This is a genomic window from Nonomuraea marmarensis (genome assembly GCF_043197025.1).
Taxonomy (GTDB): Bacteria; Actinomycetota; Actinomycetes; order Streptosporangiales; family Streptosporangiaceae; genus Nonomuraea; species Nonomuraea marmarensis.
The window spans coordinates 22,910-44,306 of the sequence record NZ_JBICRM010000027.1 but is presented as its reverse complement, the minus strand read 5'-3'; the positions used below and the strand labels follow the sequence as shown (position 1 = coordinate 44,306).

At 66.6% G+C, this 21,397-nt stretch carries 22 protein-coding genes and 1 tRNA gene; 12 read left to right on the top strand and 11 right to left on the bottom strand.

Going from position 1 to position 21,397, the window contains the following annotated elements; all coding sequences use genetic code 11:
- Positions 1–92 precede the first annotated feature (92 nt).
- Positions 93–1,520, top strand: coding sequence for an MFS transporter (locus tag ACFLIM_RS34445; protein WP_393172550.1), 1,428 nt, complete (start codon positions 93–95; stop codon positions 1,518–1,520).
- A gap of 212 nt (positions 1,521–1,732) precedes the next feature.
- Positions 1,733–3,100 carry a sensor histidine kinase gene (locus tag ACFLIM_RS34440; RefSeq protein ID WP_393172549.1) on the top strand — a complete coding sequence of 456 codons (1,368 nt, stop codon included), beginning with the start codon at positions 1,733–1,735 and terminating at the stop codon, positions 3,098–3,100.
- Positions 3,101–3,326: 226 nt separating this feature from the next.
- Here ACFLIM_RS34440 and ACFLIM_RS34435 read toward each other — a convergent pair whose 3' ends face one another.
- Positions 3,327–5,114, bottom strand: a complete 1,788-nt coding sequence (locus ACFLIM_RS34435) for a bifunctional metallophosphatase/5'-nucleotidase (protein ID WP_393172548.1) — start codon at positions 5,112–5,114, stop codon at positions 3,327–3,329.
- A gap of 108 nt (positions 5,115–5,222) precedes the next feature.
- Between ACFLIM_RS34435 and mshD the strand changes: the two genes are divergently transcribed.
- Positions 5,223–6,143 carry a mycothiol synthase gene (gene mshD / locus ACFLIM_RS34430; RefSeq protein ID WP_393172547.1) on the top strand — a complete coding sequence of 307 codons (921 nt, stop codon included), beginning with the start codon at positions 5,223–5,225 and terminating at the stop codon, positions 6,141–6,143.
- Here the strand turns inward: mshD and ACFLIM_RS34425 are convergent.
- From ACFLIM_RS34425 to dcd, 3 genes are all read right to left on the bottom strand, one after another.
- On the bottom strand, positions 6,118–7,122 hold the full coding sequence (locus tag ACFLIM_RS34425) for an inorganic phosphate transporter (protein ID WP_393172546.1): 1,005 nt from the start codon (positions 7,120–7,122) through the stop codon (positions 6,118–6,120). The genes mshD and ACFLIM_RS34425 overlap by 26 nt on opposite strands.
- A 6-nt stretch (positions 7,123–7,128) precedes the next feature.
- A complete protein-coding gene (locus tag ACFLIM_RS34420; protein WP_132627671.1) occupies positions 7,129–7,746 on the bottom strand; it encodes a DUF47 domain-containing protein in 618 nt (205 codons plus the stop codon).
- Between the two features lie 517 nt (positions 7,747–8,263).
- The gene (gene dcd, locus ACFLIM_RS34415; protein ID WP_393172545.1) at positions 8,264–8,839 is read right to left on the bottom strand and encodes a dCTP deaminase; all 576 of its coding nucleotides are present in this window, start codon (positions 8,837–8,839) and stop codon (positions 8,264–8,266) included.
- Positions 8,840–8,938: 99 nt separating this feature from the next.
- Here dcd and ACFLIM_RS34410 point away from each other — a divergent pair.
- The 3 genes from ACFLIM_RS34410 to ACFLIM_RS34400 all read left to right on the top strand — a co-directional run bounded on the left by ACFLIM_RS34410 (position 8,939) and on the right by ACFLIM_RS34400 (position 9,738).
- Positions 8,939–9,012 (top strand) — tRNA-Gly (locus ACFLIM_RS34410).
- A 130-nt stretch (positions 9,013–9,142) separates the two neighbouring features.
- On the top strand, positions 9,143–9,373 hold the full coding sequence (locus ACFLIM_RS34405; protein ID WP_103961631.1) for a DUF433 domain-containing protein: 231 nt from the start codon (positions 9,143–9,145) through the stop codon (positions 9,371–9,373).
- Positions 9,370–9,738 (top strand): DUF5615 family PIN-like protein, encoded by a 369-nt coding sequence (locus ACFLIM_RS34400; RefSeq protein WP_393172544.1) that lies wholly within the window; start codon positions 9,370–9,372, stop codon positions 9,736–9,738. Before ACFLIM_RS34405 ends, ACFLIM_RS34400 begins: the two co-directional genes overlap by 4 nt.
- A 253-nt stretch (positions 9,739–9,991) precedes the next feature.
- On the opposite strand, the gene ACFLIM_RS34395 is transcribed toward ACFLIM_RS34400, so the two are convergent.
- The 6 genes from ACFLIM_RS34395 to ACFLIM_RS34370 form a co-directional block, all read right to left on the bottom strand.
- Positions 9,992–10,324, bottom strand: a complete 333-nt coding sequence (locus tag ACFLIM_RS34395) for a helix-turn-helix domain-containing protein (protein ID WP_393172543.1) — start codon at positions 10,322–10,324, stop codon at positions 9,992–9,994.
- Positions 10,321–10,482 (bottom strand): type II toxin-antitoxin system RelE/ParE family toxin, encoded by a 162-nt coding sequence (locus ACFLIM_RS34390; protein WP_393172542.1) that lies wholly within the window; start codon positions 10,480–10,482, stop codon positions 10,321–10,323. The genes ACFLIM_RS34395 and ACFLIM_RS34390 overlap by 4 nt, the downstream gene beginning before the upstream one ends.
- Positions 10,483–10,489: 7 nt before the next feature.
- Positions 10,490–10,696 (bottom strand): hypothetical protein, encoded by a 207-nt coding sequence (locus ACFLIM_RS34385; RefSeq protein WP_393172541.1) that lies wholly within the window; start codon positions 10,694–10,696, stop codon positions 10,490–10,492.
- A gap of 573 nt (positions 10,697–11,269) precedes the next feature.
- Complete coding sequence (locus tag ACFLIM_RS34380) at positions 11,270–11,473, bottom strand: tyrosine-type recombinase/integrase (RefSeq protein WP_393172637.1); 204 nt, start codon at positions 11,471–11,473, stop codon at positions 11,270–11,272.
- A gap of 247 nt (positions 11,474–11,720) precedes the next feature.
- Positions 11,721–12,134 (bottom strand): PIN domain-containing protein, encoded by a 414-nt coding sequence (locus tag ACFLIM_RS34375; protein WP_393172540.1) that lies wholly within the window; start codon positions 12,132–12,134, stop codon positions 11,721–11,723.
- A complete protein-coding gene (locus tag ACFLIM_RS34370) occupies positions 12,131–12,394 on the bottom strand; it encodes a CopG family transcriptional regulator (protein WP_155355627.1) in 264 nt (87 codons plus the stop codon). The genes ACFLIM_RS34375 and ACFLIM_RS34370 overlap by 4 nt, the downstream gene beginning before the upstream one ends.
- 361 nt (positions 12,395–12,755) lie before the next feature.
- On the opposite strand from ACFLIM_RS34370, the gene ACFLIM_RS34365 reads away from it, so the two are divergent.
- From ACFLIM_RS34365 to ACFLIM_RS34355, 3 genes are all read left to right on the top strand, one after another.
- The gene (locus ACFLIM_RS34365; protein WP_393172539.1) at positions 12,756–13,289 is read left to right on the top strand and encodes a SigE family RNA polymerase sigma factor; all 534 of its coding nucleotides are present in this window, start codon (positions 12,756–12,758) and stop codon (positions 13,287–13,289) included.
- Complete coding sequence (locus tag ACFLIM_RS34360) at positions 13,286–14,365, top strand: ABC transporter substrate-binding protein (RefSeq protein ID WP_393172538.1); 1,080 nt, start codon at positions 13,286–13,288, stop codon at positions 14,363–14,365. Before ACFLIM_RS34365 ends, ACFLIM_RS34360 begins: the two co-directional genes overlap by 4 nt.
- 81 nt (positions 14,366–14,446) lie before the next feature.
- The gene (locus ACFLIM_RS34355; RefSeq protein ID WP_393172537.1) at positions 14,447–14,893 is read left to right on the top strand and encodes a GNAT family N-acetyltransferase; all 447 of its coding nucleotides are present in this window, start codon (positions 14,447–14,449) and stop codon (positions 14,891–14,893) included.
- A gap of 175 nt (positions 14,894–15,068) precedes the next feature.
- On the opposite strand, the gene ACFLIM_RS34350 is transcribed toward ACFLIM_RS34355, so the two are convergent.
- On the bottom strand, positions 15,069–15,584 hold the full coding sequence (locus ACFLIM_RS34350; protein ID WP_393172536.1) for a hypothetical protein: 516 nt from the start codon (positions 15,582–15,584) through the stop codon (positions 15,069–15,071).
- 449 nt (positions 15,585–16,033) lie between these two features.
- On the opposite strand from ACFLIM_RS34350, the gene ACFLIM_RS34345 reads away from it, so the two are divergent.
- The 3 genes from ACFLIM_RS34345 (at position 16,034) to ACFLIM_RS34335 (ending at position 21,393) form a co-directional block, all read left to right on the top strand.
- Complete coding sequence (locus ACFLIM_RS34345) at positions 16,034–16,369, top strand: hypothetical protein (RefSeq protein ID WP_393172535.1); 336 nt, start codon at positions 16,034–16,036, stop codon at positions 16,367–16,369.
- Positions 16,370–17,134: 765 nt separating this feature from the next.
- Entirely contained in the window at positions 17,135–20,029 is a 2,895-nt protein-coding gene (locus ACFLIM_RS34340) for a peroxidase family protein (protein WP_393172534.1), read from the top strand.
- Positions 20,026–21,393, top strand: a complete 1,368-nt coding sequence (locus ACFLIM_RS34335) for a hypothetical protein (protein ID WP_393172533.1) — start codon at positions 20,026–20,028, stop codon at positions 21,391–21,393. The genes ACFLIM_RS34340 and ACFLIM_RS34335 overlap by 4 nt, the downstream gene beginning before the upstream one ends.
- The last annotated feature ends 4 nt before the right edge of the window (positions 21,394–21,397 follow it).

The window sequence follows — 21,397 nt, the reverse complement described above, 5'->3', positions numbered from 1 at the left end:
CCCGGGGCAAAGAAATCATTGAAGGCTGATATTTCGTGACGTGCGGGGAATCAATGAGCGCGATGCGGTAGCCGTACCGTCTTCTGCTGCCGTTGCGCGGAGAGGTTGCCGTGATGGGGGCGTCCGGGTTCGACACGCGGAGGCGCGCGCTGGCGGTGTGCCTGGTGGCGCCGTTCATGACGGGGCTGGACGTGAGCATCGTCAACGTGGCGCTGCCGTCGATCCGGGAGGGACTGCACGCGACGGATGACGGCCTCCAGTGGACGGTGTCCGGGTACGCGCTCACGTTCGGGCTGCTGCTGGTCCCGTCCGGGCGGCTGGGGGATGCGCGGAGCAGGCGGACGATCTTCATGGTGGGCGTGGTGCTCTTTACGCTGTCCAGCGCGGCGTGCGGGCTGGCCTGGAACATGCACGTGCTGATCATCGCCAGACTCGTGCAGGGCCTGGCCGCCGGGACGCTGAACCCGCAGGTGTCGGGGCTGATCCAGCAGATGTTCCAGGGGTACGAGCGGGGGCGGGCGTTCGGCGCCCTCGGGGCCACCATCGGTGTCTCCACGGCCGCGGGACCCACGATCGGCGGGGCGCTGGTGACCGCGTTCGGGCCCGAGCACGGATGGCGGTGGGTGTTCCTGGTGAACGTGCCGATCGGGATGGTGCTGCTGCCGCTGGCCAGGAAGCTGCTGCCGGTGCCGCAACTCGTGCACCGGCGGCACGAGAGCATGGACCTGGTGGGGGTGTTGCTGCTGGGAGTGGGGGTGGCGGGGTTGCTGTTGCCGTTCATCCAGCGGCAGCAGTGGGAGGGGAGCGCCAAATGGCTGCTCATTCCGGCTGCGCTGGCGGTGCTGGCCGGGTTCGTGGTGTGGGAACGGTTCTACGGGCGGGAGCCGCTGGTGAACCTGGCGCTGTTCCGCAAGCGCTCGTACAGTCTGGGGACGGCCATCGCGCTGTTCTACTTCGCCGGGTTCACCGGGATCTTCTTCATCTTCACGCTGTACCTGCAGAGCGGGCTCGGATACAGCCCGCTGATGGCCGGGCTGGCGATCACCCCGTTCGCCCTCGGCTCGGCCATGGCCGCCATGATCGGGGGCAGGCTCGTGTGGCGCATGGGGCGGCGGCTGACGACGCTCGGACTGGCCACGGTGATCGTCGGGCTCCTGGCCACGATGGCCGCCACCGCGCTGGTGCCCGGCCGTGGGGTGGGGCTGGCGACCGTGCTGCCGCTGCTGGTCGCGGGCATGGGCAGCGGCCTGGTGATCTCCCCCAACCAGGCGATCACCCTGTCCGAGGTGCCGCCCGCGGGTGGTGGGAGCGCGGCGGGGGTGCTGCAGACGGGGCAGCGGCTGGGCTCGGCGATCGGGATCGCGGCAGCGGGCTCGACGTTCTTCGGCGCGCTGGGGGACGGGTGGGCTACGGCCTTCCGGCACGGGCTGGTGGTGGTGCTCCTCTCGATCTCCATCGCCCTGTCGGCCGCCGGGTATGACCTCTTCCGCACGTACCGATCGGATTCGAAGCCCGAATAGCCCGACCGTGCGGCGCGTGGCCAGGTCACGCGCGTCGACGTACTGGAGCCCGAGATCCCCGGGCGCACGCGGAGGGTGGATATACGGAGAGTAGTCGAAGGCGACCCCTCTGTCCGATTGGCGGCAATATATCAGCAGATCAGCCGCCATAATGTTGCGAATGTCCCTTGCGGGTAACTGTCACTTATGGTGATAAAGGCTGGGCAAATGGGATGGTGAAACGGCTCTTTCCCCGCTCGATCCGAGCGCGTCTGACCACGATCGCGACCCTCGTAGCGGCGGTGGTCTTCACCATCGCCTCCGTCATGACGCTCATCACCGTGCCCGGCAACCTGTACGGGGTCGTGCAGACCAGGGTCGAACTGGCCGTACGGCGGGTCGCGAGCGAGCTTCGCGCGGGGGAGTTCCACACGGTGCTGGAGACGCCGTCACACGTCCAGGTCCTGCAGGTGGTCTCGGCGCGCGGCAACGTGATCGCGACCAGCCCCGGCCTGGACCAGATCCCGAGCCTGATGGCGTTCCAGGCGTCCGAGCCCGAGACGATCTACACCACCGAACTCACCCTGTCCCGCCACCAGCACGAGCCCGAGACGCACTACCTCGTCATGGCCATGAAAGTGCACACATCGAACGGCCTGGCCACGGTGTACGGCGCGGCCTCCCTCAACGACGTCGACAAAGCCCTCAAATGGATAAACATCCTGCTGTTCCTCGGCACTCCGCTCATCCTGGTGAGCGTCGCGGGCATCACGTGGGCCGTGGTCGGCCTCGCCCTGCGCCCGGTCGAACGCATCCGCGCCGAGATGGCCGAGATCACCGGCCAGGACCTGAGCAGGCGCGTCCCCATACCCGACACCGGCGACGAGATCACCGACCTGGCCGCCACCACGAACCACACCCTCGACCGCCTCCAGCGCTCCGTCGAGACCCAGCGCCGCTTCGTCTCCGACGCCTCACACGAGTTGCGCAGCCCCATCTCGGCCCTGCGCGCCCAGCTCGAGGTGGCCAACGCCTACCCGGACGAGACGGACTGGCAGGCCACGGGCAAACGAGCCCTGGCCGCCGCCGACCGACTGACCGGCATCATCGACGAACTCCTGATGCTGGCCAGGCTCGACGCGGGCGCGGTCGCACCGCGCCGCGTGGTGGACCTGGTCCGCGTGGCCAAAGATCAGGTACGCCGTCGCGAGGGCGCCCAGGTCCCCATCGTCCTCGACTCGTGCGGCGCGGCCCCCGTCTTCGGCTCGCCCATCCAGCTCGACCGCCTCCTCACGAACCTCCTCGACAACGCCACCAGGCACGCCGCCACCAGGGTCGACCTGGAGGTGGAGGTGGAGGGGGACCGGGTAGTTGTGATGGTGACCGACGACGGGGACGGCATCCGGCCGAAGGACAGGGAACGGGTCTTCGAGCGTTTCACCCGTCTGGAGAACGCCAGGGCCAAGGACAAGGGGGGCAGCGGCCTCGGGCTGCCCCTGTCGCGTGACATCGCCACGGCTCACGGCGGCACCCTGACCGTCGCCGACCACGAACCCGGCGCCCGCTTCGTGGCCGTCCTCCCTTTGCACAGGGAACCCTGAGCCCATGCCTGGACTCTGCCCGCCGGCTTGCCGGCGAGGTGCTGGCCGGTGTCCGGGTCGGGCCGCCGGTCGGTGAACGTTTCGCCGTTGCGGCGGCCCGCCCTGTGCGGGTCAGCGGGCGTCTCCCTCCGAGGCCGCCGGCGCTGGTCGGCGGGTGGTGTGCCGTCGGCTCCGCCGTACAGGATGAAGGTTTTGGGCCCGCCCCTGGAGGGGCGGACCCGAGGGGCTAGTCGACGACGGCGATGCGGTTGGTGGCGGGCGGGGCGATGGGGTTGTTCTTGCCGAGGTGCTCGACGAAGGCGTCGATGTCCAGCGGCCCGCTCCACAGCTCCGTTCCGTCCCTGAAGGCGAGGAACGCGTCACCACCGCCCACCAGGAAGTTGTTCGCCGCGACCCGGATGGACTGCGCGTCCGTCACCGCCACGCCGTCGATCTTCATGTTGGAGATCTTGGCGCCCCAGACGGCGTTCCTGCTGTAGGTGTAGGTGAAGTTCGCCGAGGGCTGCAGGATCTTGGTGAACGCCTGGTTGTTCGGCCCGCCGGTGAACTGCTGCTCCAGCAGCGTCTTGAGCTGGGCGCCGGTCAGCGTGACGACCTGCATGAGGTTGTTGAACGGCTGTACCTTGAACGCCTCACCGTACGTGACCGCGCCGTCGCCCTCGCCGGCCGGCGAGCCGGCGTACACCAGCGAGTCCCGCACCCCACCCGGGTTCATCAACGCGATCTGGGCGTTGCCACCGGTCTTCGTGGCGGCCAGCTGGGCGTCGGCGATGAGGTTCCCCAGCGCGGACTCGCCGGACGGGGCGGCCGCGTTCGTGATGTCGGCGCTGATCGTGCCGACCGCCTTGTTGGCGACGGGCGCGACGCGGTCGTTCCACGTCTTTACGAACGCCAAAATTTCGGGATCCGGTGTGACTGTCCGGGTCACGATGTGGTTGTCCGCCACGACCGAGGCGCGGTCGATGTCGAGGTTATTGACGTTCACCTTCAGGTCCACCTGCGTGATGACTCGCCCGAACGACCCGCCCTGCGAGTACACGCGGTCGCTCCCCGCGGGGTCCTTGACCTTGCACAGGTACGCCTGGTGCGAGTGCCCGCTGAGGATGAGGTCGATCTCCGGATCCACCTGCGTGGCGATGCGGTTGCCCGCCCCGGGGACGGCGCTGCACGCGTCCGGCGACTGGCCGGCGTTCACCTGGTCACCCTCGTGCACGAGCACGACCTGCGCCTTCACGCCTACCAGCTTGAGCAGCTTGGAGGCGACGTTCGCGGCCTTCACCTCGTCCACGAACTTGAGGTCCTTGATCCCCTCACTCGTGACGATGCTCGGCGTGGTCTGCGTGACGAGCCCGATGAACCCGATGGGCATCCCGTTCATCCACTTGATGGAGACCGGCGGCAGGGCGGGCACACCCCAGTCGGACAACACCTTCTTGACCTGGGCCGAATTCGAGCCGCCGAGCGCGGCGAGCGCGTCCGTCTTCTCGTTCGGGTTCTTGAACAGCACGTTCGCGCCGACGTAGTCGAACTTCGCGCCCTTCCACGGCCCGGCCGGAGAGCACCCGTCCACCGGGTGGCAGCCGCCGTTCATGATCCGCCGCAGCTCGGTGTAGCCCTCGTCGAACTCGTGGTTGCCCACCGCGGCCACCTTGAGCCCCAACTTGTCCATGAACTCGATCGACGGCTCGTCGTGGTACGCCGCCGAGATCAGCGGCGTCGCCCCGATGAGGTCGCCCTGGGCCACGGCGATGGTGTTCTTGTCGGCCAGGGCCTTCATGTGGGTGGCAACGTAGGCCGCGCCGCCGGCGTCGACGGTGTTGCCGTTCTCGTCCACCATGCGGCCGGAGGACCCGGTGGGAGGTTCGAGGTTGCCGTGGAAGTCGTTGAGCGCGAGCAGCCGGACGGGGACCGTCTGTGGGGCCTTGCTCGCGTCGGCCGGGAGCGTGGCGAGCATGACCGCACCCGAGGCGACGGCTCCGGCCAGCGCCATCCGGAGGAGGGAACGAGACGTCATGGCCCAAGACGTTACGGCGAGAACCTATGCAACCAATGTCGCAAAGGTAACGATTTGCCGGGCTGTCACATGGCGTTATTTGCCAGTCATACGCCTAGAGTTCGTCCTGTGAGTGTGCGCGTGAAGGTCAGGGAACGGCTCGATGACCCAGAGATCGACGATGTGCTGAGCCTGGTGGAGGCGGCAACGGAGGCCGACGGCGTCCGCCCGCTCAACGAACACGTGATGCTCCACCTACGCTACGGCGGCGACCCGCGGGCGCGCTCGCTGCTCCTGTACTCCGATGTTCTGCTGGGCTATGCCCACATGGACCCCACGGACGAGGTGGAGGGCCCGAGCGTCGAGCTGGTCATCCACCCCTCCTACCGGCGCCAGGGCCACGGCGCCCACCTCCTGAGATCGGTCATGGACCTGACGGGAGGCACGCTGCGCCTCTGGGCACACGGCGACCACACGGGCGCGGGGGCCCTCGCGACCTCGTTCGGCTTCGAACGGGTCCGCTCGCTCTGGCAGATGCGCCGCTCCCTGTTCGCCCCGCTCGCGCCCTTCGTCCTCCCGTCCGGAGTACGGCTGCGCACCTTCGTACCGGGCCAGGACGAGGAGCCCTGGCTGAAGGTCAACGCCGCGGCCTTCGCCCACCACCCGGAACAGGGCGCCTGGACGATGGACGACCTGATCCGCCGCGAGCAGGAGCCCTGGTTCGACCCCGAGGGCTTCTTCCTGGCCTTCCGCGACGACCGGCTCGTCGGCTTCCACTGGACGAAGATCCACGGCTCCTCCGACCACGGCCACGAACCCCTGGGGGAGGTGTACGTCGTCGGCGTCGACCCCTCCCAGCAGGGCACCGGCCTCGGCAAGGCGCTCACCCTGGCCGGCCTGAGCCATTTGCGCGCCCGCGGCCTCGCCCAGGCGATGTTGTACGTGGACGAGGCCAACACGGCGGCGATCGGGCTGTACGAGTCCCTCGGCTTCAACCGCTGGGACGTGGACGTGATGTACGCACCTACTCCACGATCCAATGGAGGATGAAGTAGGAAACGGCGGCCACAAGAGCGGCGGCGGGAATGGTCAGGATCCAGGCGGTGATGATGTTGCCCGCGACCCCCCACCGCACGGCGCTGAGCCGCTTGGTGGCCCCCACACCCATGATCGCCGAGGTGATCGTGTGCGTGGTGGAGATGGGCGCCCCGAACCCGATGGCCGCCGCGTACAACACGGTCGCCGCCGCCGACTCAGCGGCGAATCCCTGCGGCGGGTCGAGAGCGATGATGCGCCGCCCCAGCGTACGCATGATGCGCCAGCCACCCGCGTACGTCCCCAGCGAGATCGCCCCCGCGGCGGCCAAGATGACCCACTGCGGGATGGGATCGCTAGGTTTGGCGAGGCCGCCGACGGTGAGGGCCAGGAAGATGACCCCCATGGTTTTCTGCGCGTCCTGCAGCCCGTGCCCGAGCGCCATCGCCGCAGCGGAGACGGTCTGTGAATAGCGGAAGCCCCGGTTGGTCTTGCCCGGCTGGCTGTTGCGGAAGATCCAATAAATTGCGATCATGATCGCGGCGGCGAGGGTGAACCCGATCAACGGCGACAACACCATCGGGATGACGACCTTCTCGACGACGCCATCCCAGTGCACCACGCTGGCGGAGGCCAGCGCGGAGCCCACCAGGCCGCCGATGAGCGCGTGACTGGAGGAGGAGGGCAGGCCGAAGTACCACGTGATCAGGTTCCAGGCGATCGCGCCGATGAGCGCCGCGGCGACGACGACCAGGCCATGCGAGCCGCCCGGAGCGTCGATGATGCCCTTGCCGACCGTCTGCGCGACCTGGGTGCCCAGGTGGGCGCCGATGAAGTTCATGGCGGCGGCCATGAACAACGCGGCCCTGGGCGTGAGGGCCCGGGTCGAGACGGAGGTAGCGATGGCGTTCGCCGCGTCGTGGAACCCGTTGGTGTAGTCGAAGGCCAGAGCGATGACGACCACGCCGATGACGAGGGCGAGCGTGAGGTCCACCTGGTCCTAGCTTTCCTTGACCGCGATCGACTCGACGGTGTTGGCCACGTGCTCGAAGGCGTCGGCCGCCTCTTCCAGCGCGTCGACGACCTCCTTCATCTTCATGACGGTGAGGGCGTCGTACTCGCCGCTGAACAACTTCGCCAGCAGCCTCCGGTAGACCTGGTCACCCTGGTTCTCCAGGCGGTTGACCTCGATCCAGTACTCGTTGAGGTTCTTCATCGAGCGCAGCCGCGGCATGGCCTCGGCGGTCAGCTCGGCGGCCCGCTCGAGCACTTCGACCTGCCGTACGACGTCCTTGGGGAGATGGTCGATCTGGTACAGCACGATGAGGTCGGAAGCGGCCTCCATGGCATCCATCACGTCGTCGAGGTTGGACGCGAGGCGGTAGATGTCCTCACGGTCGAACGGAGTGATGAAGCTCTCATTGAGCCGGTTCATGATCGCATGGGTGCGTTCGTCCCCGGCGTGCTCGCAAGCGCGCATCTTCTCGGCCAGGGTCTCCCTGTCCGATCCGTCGCTGATGATCTCTACCAGCAGACGGGATGCCGTGACCAGGTTGTTCGCCGAATCGGCGAACAGGTCGTAGTAGCTGTCCTCACGTGGCGTGAGACGCAGGCGCACGTCGTTCTCCAGATGTGCGGGGATGGTCCGTGGAAGAGAGTACGGGTTACCAGGCGAAATGCGAACTTCATGTCCCCTTCTCCTTCTGGTTACCCTGCGTATGTTGTGCGACACCGGGACAGAGAGTACTTTGGGTGCCTTTTTCCGGGAAGCCCGTAGCGGCCAGGCTTCTGGACTGATCCGATGAGCGCACCCGATTACGCTGAGTGGTTATTTGTAACGATCGGCGGCGAAACGCGGATTCACACCCCCGAAATCCAAGCCGCCCGACCGCGTTATTTACCTAAATCGATCAGCCCCCAGGCCGACCAACCTCGGCCACCTGACCCTACCTACGACCCAATCCTCGCCCACCGGCCAGGTGCCGGGATCCTGAGCTCGTAGACCCTGACCTGGCTCCTGAGGTCGTAGACCACGTGGCTAGGGGCCCCTGAGGTCGTAGACCGCGAGGCCCTCAGCACAGTTGTGACCCTTCAGCGCATTCGTGACCATCCGAGACCCCCGTAGACCAAGCCGCTCAGATCTTGGTCCGATGAAAGTTCCTGAACGACCGAGACGGCGTAGGCCCACGCTGCCCCTGATACCGCGACCCGTACTTGGCCGACCCATACGGATGCTCAGCAGGCGAACTAAGCCGAAACACACACAGCTGCCCAATCTTCATCCCAGGCCAGAGCTTGATCGGCAACGTGGCCACGTTCGACAACTCCAGCGTGACATGCCCACTGAACCCCGGATCAATGAACCCCGCGGTGGAATGCGTCAACAACCCCAACCGCCCAAGCGAACTCTTCCCCTCCAGCCGAGAAGCGAGATCGTCCGGCAAGGAGATCACCTCATAGGTGGACGCCAGCACGAACTCCCCCGGATGCAGGATGAACGGATCCTCCCCATCAGGCTCAACCATCCGGGTAAGATCCGGCTGCTCCACCGACGGATCGATGTGCGGATACCGATGGTTCTCAAACACCCGAAAGAACCGATCCAGCCGCACGTCGATGCTGGACGGCTGGATCATCTCCGGATGGAACGGATCGAGCGCGAGCCGCCCGGAGTCGATCTCAGCGAGGATGTCACGGTCAGATAGCAACACGCAGAGCAACCTACCGCCCTCCCGGGAACTGCGGGGCGCTGGGATTGCTGTTGTACGCCAAGTTTCCGCTACAGTGGGGGGCGCGACTTCAGGTCGTACGCGGGTGTAGTTCAATGGCAGAACATCAGCTTCCCAAGCTGACAGCGCGGGTTCGATTCCCGTCACCCGCTCCACAGAAAGCTCAGCCAGGCCCCTGGTGCTGGCCGGTTGCCTTGATCTTCCTCATCTCTCTTCATGTCGCCGCAGTATCGTGGTCGCTAGCGCGGGTGCGAGCTGGCAGTATCGAGATGGAGGGGAGACATCATGAACTTCGATCGGATCACTGTCGAGCCCGACAAGCTCGAAGGCAAACCGACCATCCGAGGACTGCGAATCACCGTGGAGACGGTGGTACGGCTCGTCGCGGCCGGATGGACCTTCGATGAGATCTTGTCGGACTACCCCGACCTCGAACGCGAGGACATCAAGCAGGGGCTGGAGTACGCAGCGGCCTCCACGAACGTCCACTTCTACCGCCTCCGAGAGCCGGCGTGAACTTCCTGATCGATGAGAATCTCTCACCGCGCGTCGCTGAACTGCTAACGAAGGCCGGTCACGATGCGGTGCACGTGCGCGACCTCCAAGCAACGAGTGCGCCGGACTCCACGATCATGGCCCTTGCCATGGCGGACAACCGGGTCATCGTCTCGGCGGATACGGACTTCGGCGCGCTTTTGGCTCAGGCCCGTACGACCAAGCCCTCGGTCATGCTCGTACGAGAGATCCTTGAGCTTCGACCGCCAGAGCTGGTGAATATCATCCTTAACCACCTTGATGTCCTCGAACCTCACCTGTCGACGGGTGCGATTGTGGCCTTCGCCCCCGCGGGCATCAGAGTGCGAGCGCTCCCGCTCCGTTGAACAGAGAGCACTTGACCGTCGTGCCATTAGCGTGCCATTAAGGGCGGTGACGAGGGGTCAACAACGGTCACTCACGCCCGGCTTCAGTCCCAGGTCAACGCCCCCTACGAGCCAAAATCTCTGCAATTCCCAAGCTGACAGCGCGGGTTCGATTCCCGTCACCCGCTCTCAGTATGAAAGCCCGGGTGACGGCTTGTGTCTGGGCTGACGTGGTCGAAGTTCTGAACTACTTGGCTGTAGATCGGCACGCCCCTCAGGCGACTTTCCAGGTTCGGTCGCCGAGCGTAGCTACGAGATCCAAGTGACCCCCGAGCGCAGCGATGTACTCTCGTACGACGTCGATGCCGGATACCTCGCCATGTTCGATCTTGGAGATGCGAGCTTGGCTGACACCCAAGGTGTCGGCGAGTTCAGTCTGGGTGACACCGGCGGCCTGACGGATCTCGGCGAGCTGGAATCCGCGGACGTACGCTTCGCGGCGTTCACGCGCGACGACTTCTCCAGCAGCTCTTTCCGTCGCGTCTCGCGGGTCGAGCGCTGCCGCCTTGGCCTTGACATCCGACCACTTGCTGTACCGAGTGCTCATCGCTCCTCCTGCTCTTCTTCTTTGAGCGTGATCAGGTGCTGGGCAAATCGTTCATCAGCCAGTGGTATCGCTTCCCGATACCAGCGGTTCCAGTTGCCAGCCTTATCGTCGGCCACCAGGAAGATCGCTTCCCTTGCCGGATCGAAGCAGAACAGCATCCGGATCTCACTCGTCCCCGATGAGGGCGGGCGTAGTTCCTTCATGTTGTGGTCTGCCCTGTACCCGGTCGACCAGAGGACGGCGCGCCGTCGGGCCTTCCTCGGCGAGCTGATCGATCGCGTCCTTGACCAGGTCTGCAGTCTCCGGATCGGTTGCGCATATGGTCAGATACCACGCCTCCACCTCCGGATGAAGGCTGACCTCCCAGCTCATACAGCGATTATAACCATCTAGTCATATTCTCCAAGCCTACATCCGATGCAGGCCGCCTCTCGGTTGAGGTCGCGCTTTGCGAGCCTCGCGACAAGCCGATTGGTGGATGCGCAGGTTCACCGGTCTAGGGGATTACCCCATGCGGTGTGCTCGTTACGTCTCCCAGTAAGGACCTCCCCGTGGCCATGGGCGCTTCCCCCTCAAGCGGGTCGACGGCAGACAGGATGATCTGGCTGGCAGGGGTGCGCGTCGTGCGAGGAACGAGGTAGCGGGCTGATCGCCGGGCCATTAGCGGGCCATTAGGAGGGTGACGAGGGGTCAACCACGGTCACTCAGGACCGGCCTTCCGCGCAGCTCAGCCGCCCCAGCGGGCCGCGATCGATGCAGTTCCCAAGCTGACAGCGCGGGTTCGATTCCCGTCACCCTCATTATGAAGGCCCAGGTCAGGGCGTGATTCCCGATCCGGGCCTTGATCGTTTCTGGAGTTGTTCGGTTTTCTCGGGTCATTAGCGGCCATTGGGTGTTGATCATCCTGCGGGGACCAGCGCTCCCGCCGCTCCGCCATGCTCGTCGTCATCGCGCGCCGTGAGCTGTTTGTCGATGGCCTTGGTTGATCGCTTCGTCCGCGCCTCTGACGGCGTGCTGGTAGATCACCGCGGCTCGTACGTTGGCGTGTCCCATGCGTGCCATGAGGTCCTTGAGCCCCGCGCCCGATTCGGCGGCGAGCATGTTGCCCGTGTGCCTCAGGTCGTGGGAGTGGAGACCGGGCAGCCCCATCTCGGTCACAACGTTGACCCTCGGGTCCGGCTGTTGAAGCCGCTGCGACGAATGCGGCCGCCGTTCCTACTGGGAACATGAGCGAGCCCGGCTCGTCCTTGACGTAGGTGTCCATGTGCTCGCGCAGAATCGGGATGATGCTTCGCGGGCGGCAAGGGCTGACTGTGATCACAGTGCTCAGCGATCAGGAAATCTACGCGAGATCCGGCGACTACGTGATCTGGCAGAGCAGAGTGAGAAGCACAGCTCAGACCTTGATGACGATGACGCGTCCGCCGCACAGGGCGGCGAGGTCCTCGGGGTCGGAGGTGAGGACCGTGACGGGGCCAGGAGCAGCGAGGGCGGTGGCGCTGAGCAGGGCATCGATGGCGTACTTGTGCCCGTGCAGGCTGGCGTCGGACAGGAGTGTGGCGGCGTGGCGGGCGATCTGTTCGGTGACCGGTTCGACGACAAGGCGGGACAGCGTCCACTCCAGGGCCGGCCGGTTGATGCGGGGGTGGACCACTTCGACGAGGGTGGCGGCGGAGGTGATGACGCGAAGGTCGTCAGCGCGGGCGAGTGCGAGCCATGCGGTGACAGTGCGGTCGCGCAGGACGGCCTTGGCCAGTCCCTCGCTGTCGAGGACGAGGGTGCCGCCGGGGGTGGCGGGAGAACGGGTCACGCGGCGTCCGCCCCACCGTGGGCCTGTCCCTGCCGGGCCTGGTGGAGCTGGTCGCGCAGTGCCTGGACCTCGTCGTCGGTGATGGGGCCGTGCTCGGCCTCGGCGACCTGGATGAGTTCGCTGAGGTTGTCGCGCTCGATCTGGCGGGCGACGGCGGCGGCTACGTAGGCGGACAAGCCAGAAGGGCCGCTCCGGGACCGGGCGGCCTCCGCGATGTCGCGCGGCATGGTGATCGAATACTTGCCAGTAGGCTCGCTCATGCCCTCTATCCTACCTCCCATCCTCCTGCGGCTTCCCAGCCGCCTTGCTCGCGTCGGGGGGACCGCCACCGGTGAGTTGCGCACCGGCGAGGGCTGAGCGCTCTGCTTACAGGGGAGTACTGCTTGGGGGATACATTTCGGCCTCTGCGGTGACAACCATGAGAGTCACCTGCTCCGCGTGGGGAGCGTCGTGGCTGCCTCCGGCCGCCGCGGTGCTCATGCTCGCCACCGCCGTGCTCACCTACGCCAACGGCCGCAGGGCGGTGTGAGTAACCCGTCACTTCCGTACGCCCGCTGCTCAGGAGTGCCAACCTTTTGCCGCGCCCACAGCGTCTGGAGGGTACCGACATGAGGAGAGACGTTGGATCGCGATGCCAGTTTCCAGGCGTTCGTGGATGCTCACCAACGCCCGTTGATGCGCCTGGCCTACCTGCTCACCGGAGAGGTCCACCTCGCAGAGGACCTCTTGCAGAGTGTGCTGGTCCGCATGATCGGGCGGTGGTCGAAGTTACGCCACATCGACAACCTTGACGCTTATGCGCGCAAGACCATGGTGAACCAGTACATCTCGTGGCGGCGGCGCCGCGGTTCCGGCGAGGTGCCGAGCGCCGAGCCGCCCGATCGCGCCTACTCGCCCGAGGACTCCGCCGTCCTGCGGATCGTCCTGCGCCAGGCGCTCATGCGGCTGACGCCCAAGCAGCGCGCGGTGCTCGTCCTGCGCTTCTACGAGGACCGGACCGAACGTGACGTCGCCGACCTGCTGGGATGCTCCGTCGGCACCGTGAAGAGCCAGGCGCACCACGCCCTGGCCCGCCTGCGTGCGCTGGCGCCCGAGCTGGCGCCGAGACTGCCCGTTCTGGACGACCCGGCCCATAGTGAGGGGGCACGCCGATGACCTGGCTCGGAGAACAGCTCGGCCGCATCGCGGACGACATGCCGGAGCGCGACTTGGGCGCCAGGGCGATCGAGATCCATCAGCGCAGGCGGCGCAACTTTACGGCGCTGGCCGCCGTCGTGGTGGTCGTCGTCACCGTGCTCGCCGCCACCGTCGGGGTACGGGCGCTGCCCGCGGAGCCGCGCGCCGCCGCCCGCCCGTCCAGCCCGCCCGAGCAGTCCACCATCAAGGTCGGCGTGGTGCCGACCGTGGAGTCGGTGCCCGTGTTCGTGGCCCTGACCAAGGGCTATTTCAAGCAGGAAGGGCTGACGGTGGAGCCGACGATCATCACCGGCGCGGCGGCAGCGGTGCACCAGGTCGAAATTGGCGCGCTGGACCTGGCGCAGACCGACTACGCCATGGTCTTCAAGGTGAACGAGATGGGCAAGGAGTTCAAGATCGTCTCCGGCCTGTACCAGGCCGCGCAAGGAAGCTTCGCGGTCGCCGTGAACGCCAAGTCGAAGATCAGGACGGCGAGCGACCTCAAGCGCAAGAGGATCGCGGTCCCGAACCTCACGGGGCTCGGGCCGTTGGCGCTGACAGCCGTGCTGAAGCGGGCCGGGCTGACGCTGAGGGACGTCGTGCTGGTCGAGAAGCCCTATCCCGACATGGTCTCCGCGCTGCACAGCGGGCAGTTCGACGCTGCCCTGCTGGCCGAGCCGTTCGTCACCGTGGGCCGCGAGACCAAGCACACGCGGATCGTGGAGGACGCGATGACCCAGGAGTTCGCGAACCTGTACACCGCAGGCATGACGGCCACCGACAAGTGGATCCGGGGAAACCCTCGCACCCTGGCGGCCTTCCAGCGCGCGCTGGCCAAGGCGCAGCGCCTGATCGCGAGCGATCCCCAGCAGGTGCGCGACGCGCTGCCCCGCTACACGAGGATCTCCAGGGCAATGGCCGCAGGCGTCGCGCTCGGCTCCTATCCCGCCAAGCTGGACCTGACAGAACTCCAGCGGGTCGCCGATCTGGCCCGCGCCTACAAGTTGCTCGAACGCCCGGCAGACTTCGGGAGCGCCGTCGTGAAGGGCGGGTGAGCCCGGCCGCTTCCAGGGGTTGCGGGTGATCGGTAGGAGCCTCCCGGGGTTGGCAGAACCCGGGGCGATAACATCACGATCATGGCGGACTGGGAGCTTCGGCCGGCTTCGGTGGCGGACGTCGAGGCGGTGGCCGAGTTGCGGGCCGTGGTGCTGAGGCCGGATCTCGAGCGGCTCGGGCGGTACGACGAGCAGCGTGTGCGGCAGCGGCTGCGGGACGGGTTCACGCCGTCGCACACCTGGATGATCGAGGTGGGTGGTGCCTTGGCCGGCTGCGTGGCGCTGCGGCCGGCGAAGGACACCTACTGGCTGGAGCACTTCTACCTGGATCCGGATTCGCAGGGCAGGGGCATCGGTTCTGCTGTGCTGAGCCGGCTGCTGGAGCGGTGCGACCGCGAAGACGCCGTGGTCCGGCTGAACGTGCTCCAGGGCAGTTCGGCCCGCCGGCTGTACAAGCGGCACGGGTTCACGGTCGAGACCGAGGACGAGGTGGACGTATTCATGGTGCGCGACCCGGTCTCGGCCTGACGATCACCCGGCGGGACCCAGTAGGCCATCTGGGTCGTCCTCGTCATCATTGTGTGCCGGTGACGAGTTCTCCTGCCGAACGTGGCGAGCAGCACCAGGGCGCGGAAGCGAGGAGATACGGCAGCAAACCTTCGGCACCGTCAGAACCGGCCGTTCCTGCTCAGCCAGGACCGTATCAGTGACCATCTGGCGGGATAGGAAGCTTGCCGTGCTCTTGTGTGCTCACGTGCGCCCTGAACCGTTCGTGGGCGGCCTGCTTGGAGATCCCCATTGCCTCCCCTACCTCCGTCCAGGAGGCGCCGGCTTCCCGGGCCCCGGCGACGGCCTGATCGAGCAGGGTACGCTGCCAGCTCTCTACCTGAGATAGCAGGGTGAGGGCGGCGAGAGGACGCTCGACGGCGAGCTTCACGATCTGCTCGCACAGGAGGTTTGACTTGATCAGCAGCTCTCTGGGTGGTGCGGCGGCGAGCAGTGGAGGGGCATGCCTGCTCCACCACCGGTACTCCGCCTCTTTGACCCCCTCCGTCGTGGCCGGGAATCGGCGCCGGTCGGCCCACCCACAGGAACATGTGGCCTGGTAGCCGACGAAGGTCTTGGTGAAGGCACTGGCGGACGGGGCCAGCTCGCCACTGGGGAGCACCGGCGCGGCGAAGCCCTCGTGATCGGGGATCTCAGCAAGCCTCAATGTCATAGTCGTCAAGGATCCCTGACGCTAACCGCGAACGCAAGAGCGTTGTCAAACCTCAGCAACACAACCCAGCGCCAACCACCGCTGGCCTGCAAGCGCTGGCGCAACCCGCCCGCAGAACCAGGGGTTCCGCGGCCAGGGCTGAGCTATGGGTGGGCGTCGCGCTAATGCAGGTCGGCGATCGCGCCGAGTAGCGGGTACCGCAACAACGGCACACAGCGCCTCACGTCGACACCGTCCAGCACTGGTCAGGACCGGGTCCGAGTCCTTGATCACAGCCTGGACGGTCCTGATAAGGAAGAGGTCGGGGGCATGATCACGTACCAGAACGGATGGCGATCAGCGGTGAATCACGGGGACTCACGTCACTCGACCCACCCTGACCTGCACCCCTGTTTTCCCAGCTCAGCACGGCAAGAGCAGTAGCCTATTCCCAAGCTGACAGTGCGGCTGTGAAGGCCCAGGTCAGGAGTCAGATCCTCGCCCGGGCCCTGATCATTTTGACTGACTTGTCGCCCTTCGGTCGCGAGCGTCCTCCCAGGCAGCACATACTGGAGGGGATGAAGCCAGCCAGCGGCGCTCCCCGTCGTCACCTGCCCACAAGTCCCTTCAAACCTCCGCCTCCCGCCCCGCCTGCCAAGCGGTTCAGCGTGGACGACCAGGTGACCCATGATCGATATGGTCTTGGCGTCGTCATCGGTGTAGAAGACGAGGTCGCCGTGCTCGTCGATTTCGGATCGCGGCAGGAACGAATCACGACACCATTCAACAAGCTGTACAAACTCTGAGCCCCGCTGCACCGCGGGGAAGCACTCCTGATCATTCCGCCGCCATCGACCTTGGCAAGCCCTGCAGACCGGGGCCGATGGCCGCCAGGATGATCAGGTGGGCGGAGTGCGCGGTGCGAGACGGCACACCGCCGCCAGGTCACGACTGGCCAATTCCGGGGTGACAGCCACTATCGTTCGACTCATCCGAATCACCGGCTGGCCGACGTGCTCGCCAACGGATGACCACCTGATCATCGAGAGCATGGTCGCCGCCGAAGCCTGATTATCCCGCCCGCCATCGACCGCGGGCATCGGGTTGACGGTCTTTGTGGGAGGGCCTACGTGGGGTAGCGCGGGACTCGCGAGCGTACAACTTGCTGTCGGGTTCTTGGCCGGCCTGCCCGTTGAGCGGTTCGTCGGGATGTCCGGAGAGCGGTCGCCGGGCACGACGCCGGCCGTGGTCGTGGTGATCATCACCGCGCCGGAGGGCCCTCGCGCTGGCGCTCTGGCTCAGGTGAGTCGGACGCGACCCCGCTAAACGTGGTCGGTCAAGGAAAGGCGCGTCCCAAGAGGCGGCCTCGGGCGTGCCGGGAATGGGTAAGCGCACGGAACAACCGCATGTCTCCCGGCGAAGAATCAACAAATAAGGCGGCATTCTTTCGTTCGGCTATAAGTCGTTGAAGATAATCTTTCGGCCGCTTGTGATGTGCATTGTTCGGATTTGTTCTCACCTCATGGATGATGGAATCGCGCTTCTATTAAAGATCCATCGAGGGAGTTCGCATGACCAAGCAGCAAGAGCGCCTAGTCGGCGAAGCTCCGGCGGTGCGCGAAGCGCCCCCGGCCGGGCAGTACGAGCGTTACGTCGGCGGTACTCCCGAGGTCGAGCGGGCGATCTTCGAGAAGCTCGCCCGCGATCTCATGCGGGTCCAGTTGAGAATCAAGAAACGCAGCGGTGCGGCCGCCATCGAGCGGACCTTTCACGCGAAGGCGATCCTCGGCGTCGAGAACGCCCGGCTGAGGTTCCAGCCAGATCTTCCCGAGGACCTGCGGACCGGCTTCGCCCAGCCCGGTGCCGAATACCCGGTCATCGTCCGGCTGTCCAACGCGAGCGGCGCCCGGCAGCCGGACTTCGCACCCGATCTGCGAGGTGCGGCACTGCGGATCCAGGTGGGGCCGGATCAGGCCCATGACCTTCTCATGACGAACTATCCGGTCTCCCACGCGCGGAACGCACGTGAGTTCGTCGCGTTCGCGCAGGCCATGGCGGGCGCGGACTCGACCCTGCGCAAGGGGATCGCGGTGTACGCCAAGCTGCCGTTGGCGGTGGGGTGGTCCACCGCCGCGCGCATGCGGCGTAACGTGACCGCGGGAACCGGGCGCGAGGTGCGCAGCCTCGCCCTCGAGACGTACTGGAGCCGCGGTGCGATCCTGTGGGGCGACGCCGGGCCGGTACGCTACCGGCTCCGCCCCGCCGCGGGCGCGTCGGCGGCACCCCCTCCGTCGCGGAGCGATCCCGATTACCTGGGGTACGAGCTCTCCGAGCGGCTGGCCAGGGCGGACGTCGTCTTCGACCTGTGCGTACAGCGCTACGAGGACGCCAGGAGCACGCCCATCGAGAACGGCGCGGCCGACTGGCGGGAGGAGGACGCGCCCGTCGTCCCGGTGGCCACGCTGACGATCCCGCGCCAGGATCTGGACACCGCGGCCGCGCGCGCCATCGCGCTCCAGGTCGACCAGCTGGCCTTCGACCCGTGGAACACCACCGACGAGTTCCGCCCCCTCGGCAACCTGAACCGCGCTCGCAAGGCCGCCTACGAGGCTGCCAGTGCCCATCGCCGTGGGTATCGCTTCCGCACGCCGACGCCGAAGCGCAACGTCGTCGTCGGCGGGTTTCTGCGCAGCGGATTCCGGGTCCTCAACCGGTTCGTCCCCTGGCACAAGCTGCCGACCTGGCTCGGGCTGCTCAACATCGAAGCCCTCCGGCAGGTGCTGCGCCGTGACAACCTCATCGACACCGAGATTCGCGAGGCCGTACCGAAGGCCCATCCGGTCGCCTCGCCCATCGATGAGCGCCTGCGGGTCAGGCGCACCTATGACGGCACCTACAACGACCTGTCCGCACCGAAGATGGGGGCTCTCGGCTCGGCCTTCGGCCGCAATCTCCCACCCGTCTACCGGCCCGACCTCTTCGACACGCCCAATCCGGTGACCGTCAGCAGGGAGTTGCTCCACCGCGACACCTTCATCCCGGCACGGTCGCTGAACATCATCGCCGCCGCCTGGATCCAGTTCCAGGTGCACGACTGGGTCGAGCACAAGCGCCACCAGAGCGTCGAGGTGCCGCTGCCGCCCGGCATGACCTGGACCAACACCCCGGGGGGAGCGCCCGAGACGGTGATGCGGTTCGCCGACGACGAGGGCGTGCGCCCGGCCGGCGGTGCGGAGCCGCCGATCCTGTCCGCCAACGCTGCCTCCCACTGGTGGGACGGCTCAGAGGTCTACGGCGGGGACGAGAGCGTCGCGAAGTCCCTGCGCGAGCCGAATGGCAGCGCGGCGTTGCATCTGGAGAACGGCCACCTGCTGCCCGGCCCGGACGGCATCCCGATCACCGGCTTCAGGGACAACTGGTGGCTCGGTCTCAGCGTCATGCACACCCTGTTCGCCCGTGAGCACAACGCCGTTTGCGAGGCCCTGCGGAGCGAGTACCCCCGCATGGACGAGAACACCGTGTACCACACGGCGAGGCTCGTCATCTCCGCCCTCATCGCCAAGATCCACACTGTGGAGTGGACCCCCGCGATCCTCGCGACCGAACTGATCGACATCGGGCTGACGGCCAACTGGGCGGGGCCGCCGCAGAACTGGCTGACCCGCCTGGGGTTGTGGCTGGTCGACGCGCATGCGCTCACCGGCATCCCCGAGACCCTGCCCGACCACCACAACGTGCCCTATTCGCTCACCGAGGACTTCGTCACCGTCTACCGGATGCACCCGCTGATCCCGGACGACTACCAGATCGCCGATCACAGGTCCGGCCGGACGCTCGGCACCCTGGGATTCAACGATGTGCAGGGCTCCGCCACGGAGACCCTCATGCGCAAGGCCGGTCTCACGAACTCGCTCTACTCGCTGGGCATCGCGCACCCGGGGGCGATCACCCTGTACAACTATCCGCGTGCGCTCCAGGCGTTCGAGCGCAACGGGGAGATCATCGACCTGTCCGTGGTCGACCTCGTCCGTACGCGCCGCCGCGGCGTTCCGCGCTACAACGACTTCCGCGCCGGTCTGCACAAGACGCGCCTGCGCCGCTTCGAAGACCTCACCTCCGACCCGGACACGCTGGCACGGCTCAAGGACGTCTACCGTACGGTCGACGACATCGACACGATGGTCGGCCTGTACGCGGAGAACCCGCCCGAACATTTCGGCTTCAGCGACACGGCGTTCCGCATCTTCATCCTCATGGCCAGCCGGCGGCTGCAGAGCGACCGTTTCCTCACCGTCGACTTCAGGCCCGAGATCTACACCCCGCTGGGGCTGGACTGGATCGAACGCAACGGCATGAAGAGCGTCATCCTGCGGCACTGCCCCGAACTGGCGGGCTTCCTGCCGAGAACGGCAAGCGCGTTCGCGCCATGGCGCCCGACCATGCCCGAAAGGCGTGACCGAGTATGAAGCAGGCGATCAGGCATCAGGGGCTGGAAGACCTCCTCTCCCGGCCGCTGCTGGAGACCATCTGGAGGCGGCGGACCCATCGGGTCAGCCGCGGCGCGTCCGTTCCGGCCGGTTCGATGAGCTACCGGTCACCGCACCGTCCGATGCCGCTGACGGAGCTGGAGGAGGCCGTGCTCATCGCCCTCACGGGCTGCTCCGGCCTCACCATGCCGGACCGTCCGTTCGAGGACCCGCGCGACGGTGAGCCCATCATGGCCAAGCCGAATCTCAACACCGCAGGTCGTACGGCGGGCAGCCCCGACAACGCCCAGGGCACCCACTTCTTCATGATCAACGACAGCGGCACGTACTACCTGAGAAAGCTGGAACCCTCCCCGGACCTGCCCTTCGACGCCGGCACGCTGGTCGAACGGGCCCGCCGGGCCAAGGTAAGAGTCCTTCCCCACCGTCTCGACGTCGCCGAGGGGATGCGGGATTTCCCGGCCTACCTGGACTCCAACCGCTTCCTGTCCAACCTCCCTGGCACCACGATCTTCCTGCCCGTGGTCGACCTGTCCCACCAGTACATCAACGGGCTGATGTACCTGCTCACCCAGCCGGAGGGGGCCAGGCCGGCACTCGTCGACGACCGCAACTTCTACCGCCCGGCAGGCGTGCGGAAATGGGTGCGCAACGGGTTCCTGAACGCGGACCTCAAACTGCCGCTCGGAGCCCTGGGGCCGATGCGCACCCAGGTCGAGGCCGATCTGCTCGTGCAGAACATGATGCTGGTCGCCGACGCCATGGGACTCGGCGCCTGGATCCACGCCACGATCCACCCGCAGATCATGTTGGGCGACCCGAAATTCTCCCGGGCGTACGGCCGGATGCTGGGCTTCGACTTCGTCACGCCGCGCTTCCGGCTCCCCGACATCCTGCGCTGGCACGTACCGCTGCCGAAGTACGCCGCTCTGCGTTCCCATCCGGTCGGGCTCCGGGCCGGCGGAGAGCACCTCATCAAGGCCGCCTGCCCGCCCAACTACCCCTCGATGGAGGAGGCCGTCGAGAGCGTCGTGCGGGCGAAGTTCGGGCCGGACGGCATCTACACCGACACGAAGACGTTCGCCCGCGTCTACAAGGGTGACTACGGGCAGCGCTATCTGGCCGAGGCGGGCGAGTACGACCAGCAGGTGATCGACTGCGTACGAGACGTCTGTGTGTACCTGCACGCGACGCACGGGCGGTTCCCCGCACATGCCGACGCCGTCCACGTGCCCGGCATCTGGCTGCAGACCCACCATGTCGAGCCGGAGTACTACGAGCGGTTCTTCGTGAACGGAACGACCGGCGCGCACGCGCGGCATGCCGCGCAGTGGCACATGTAGCCGC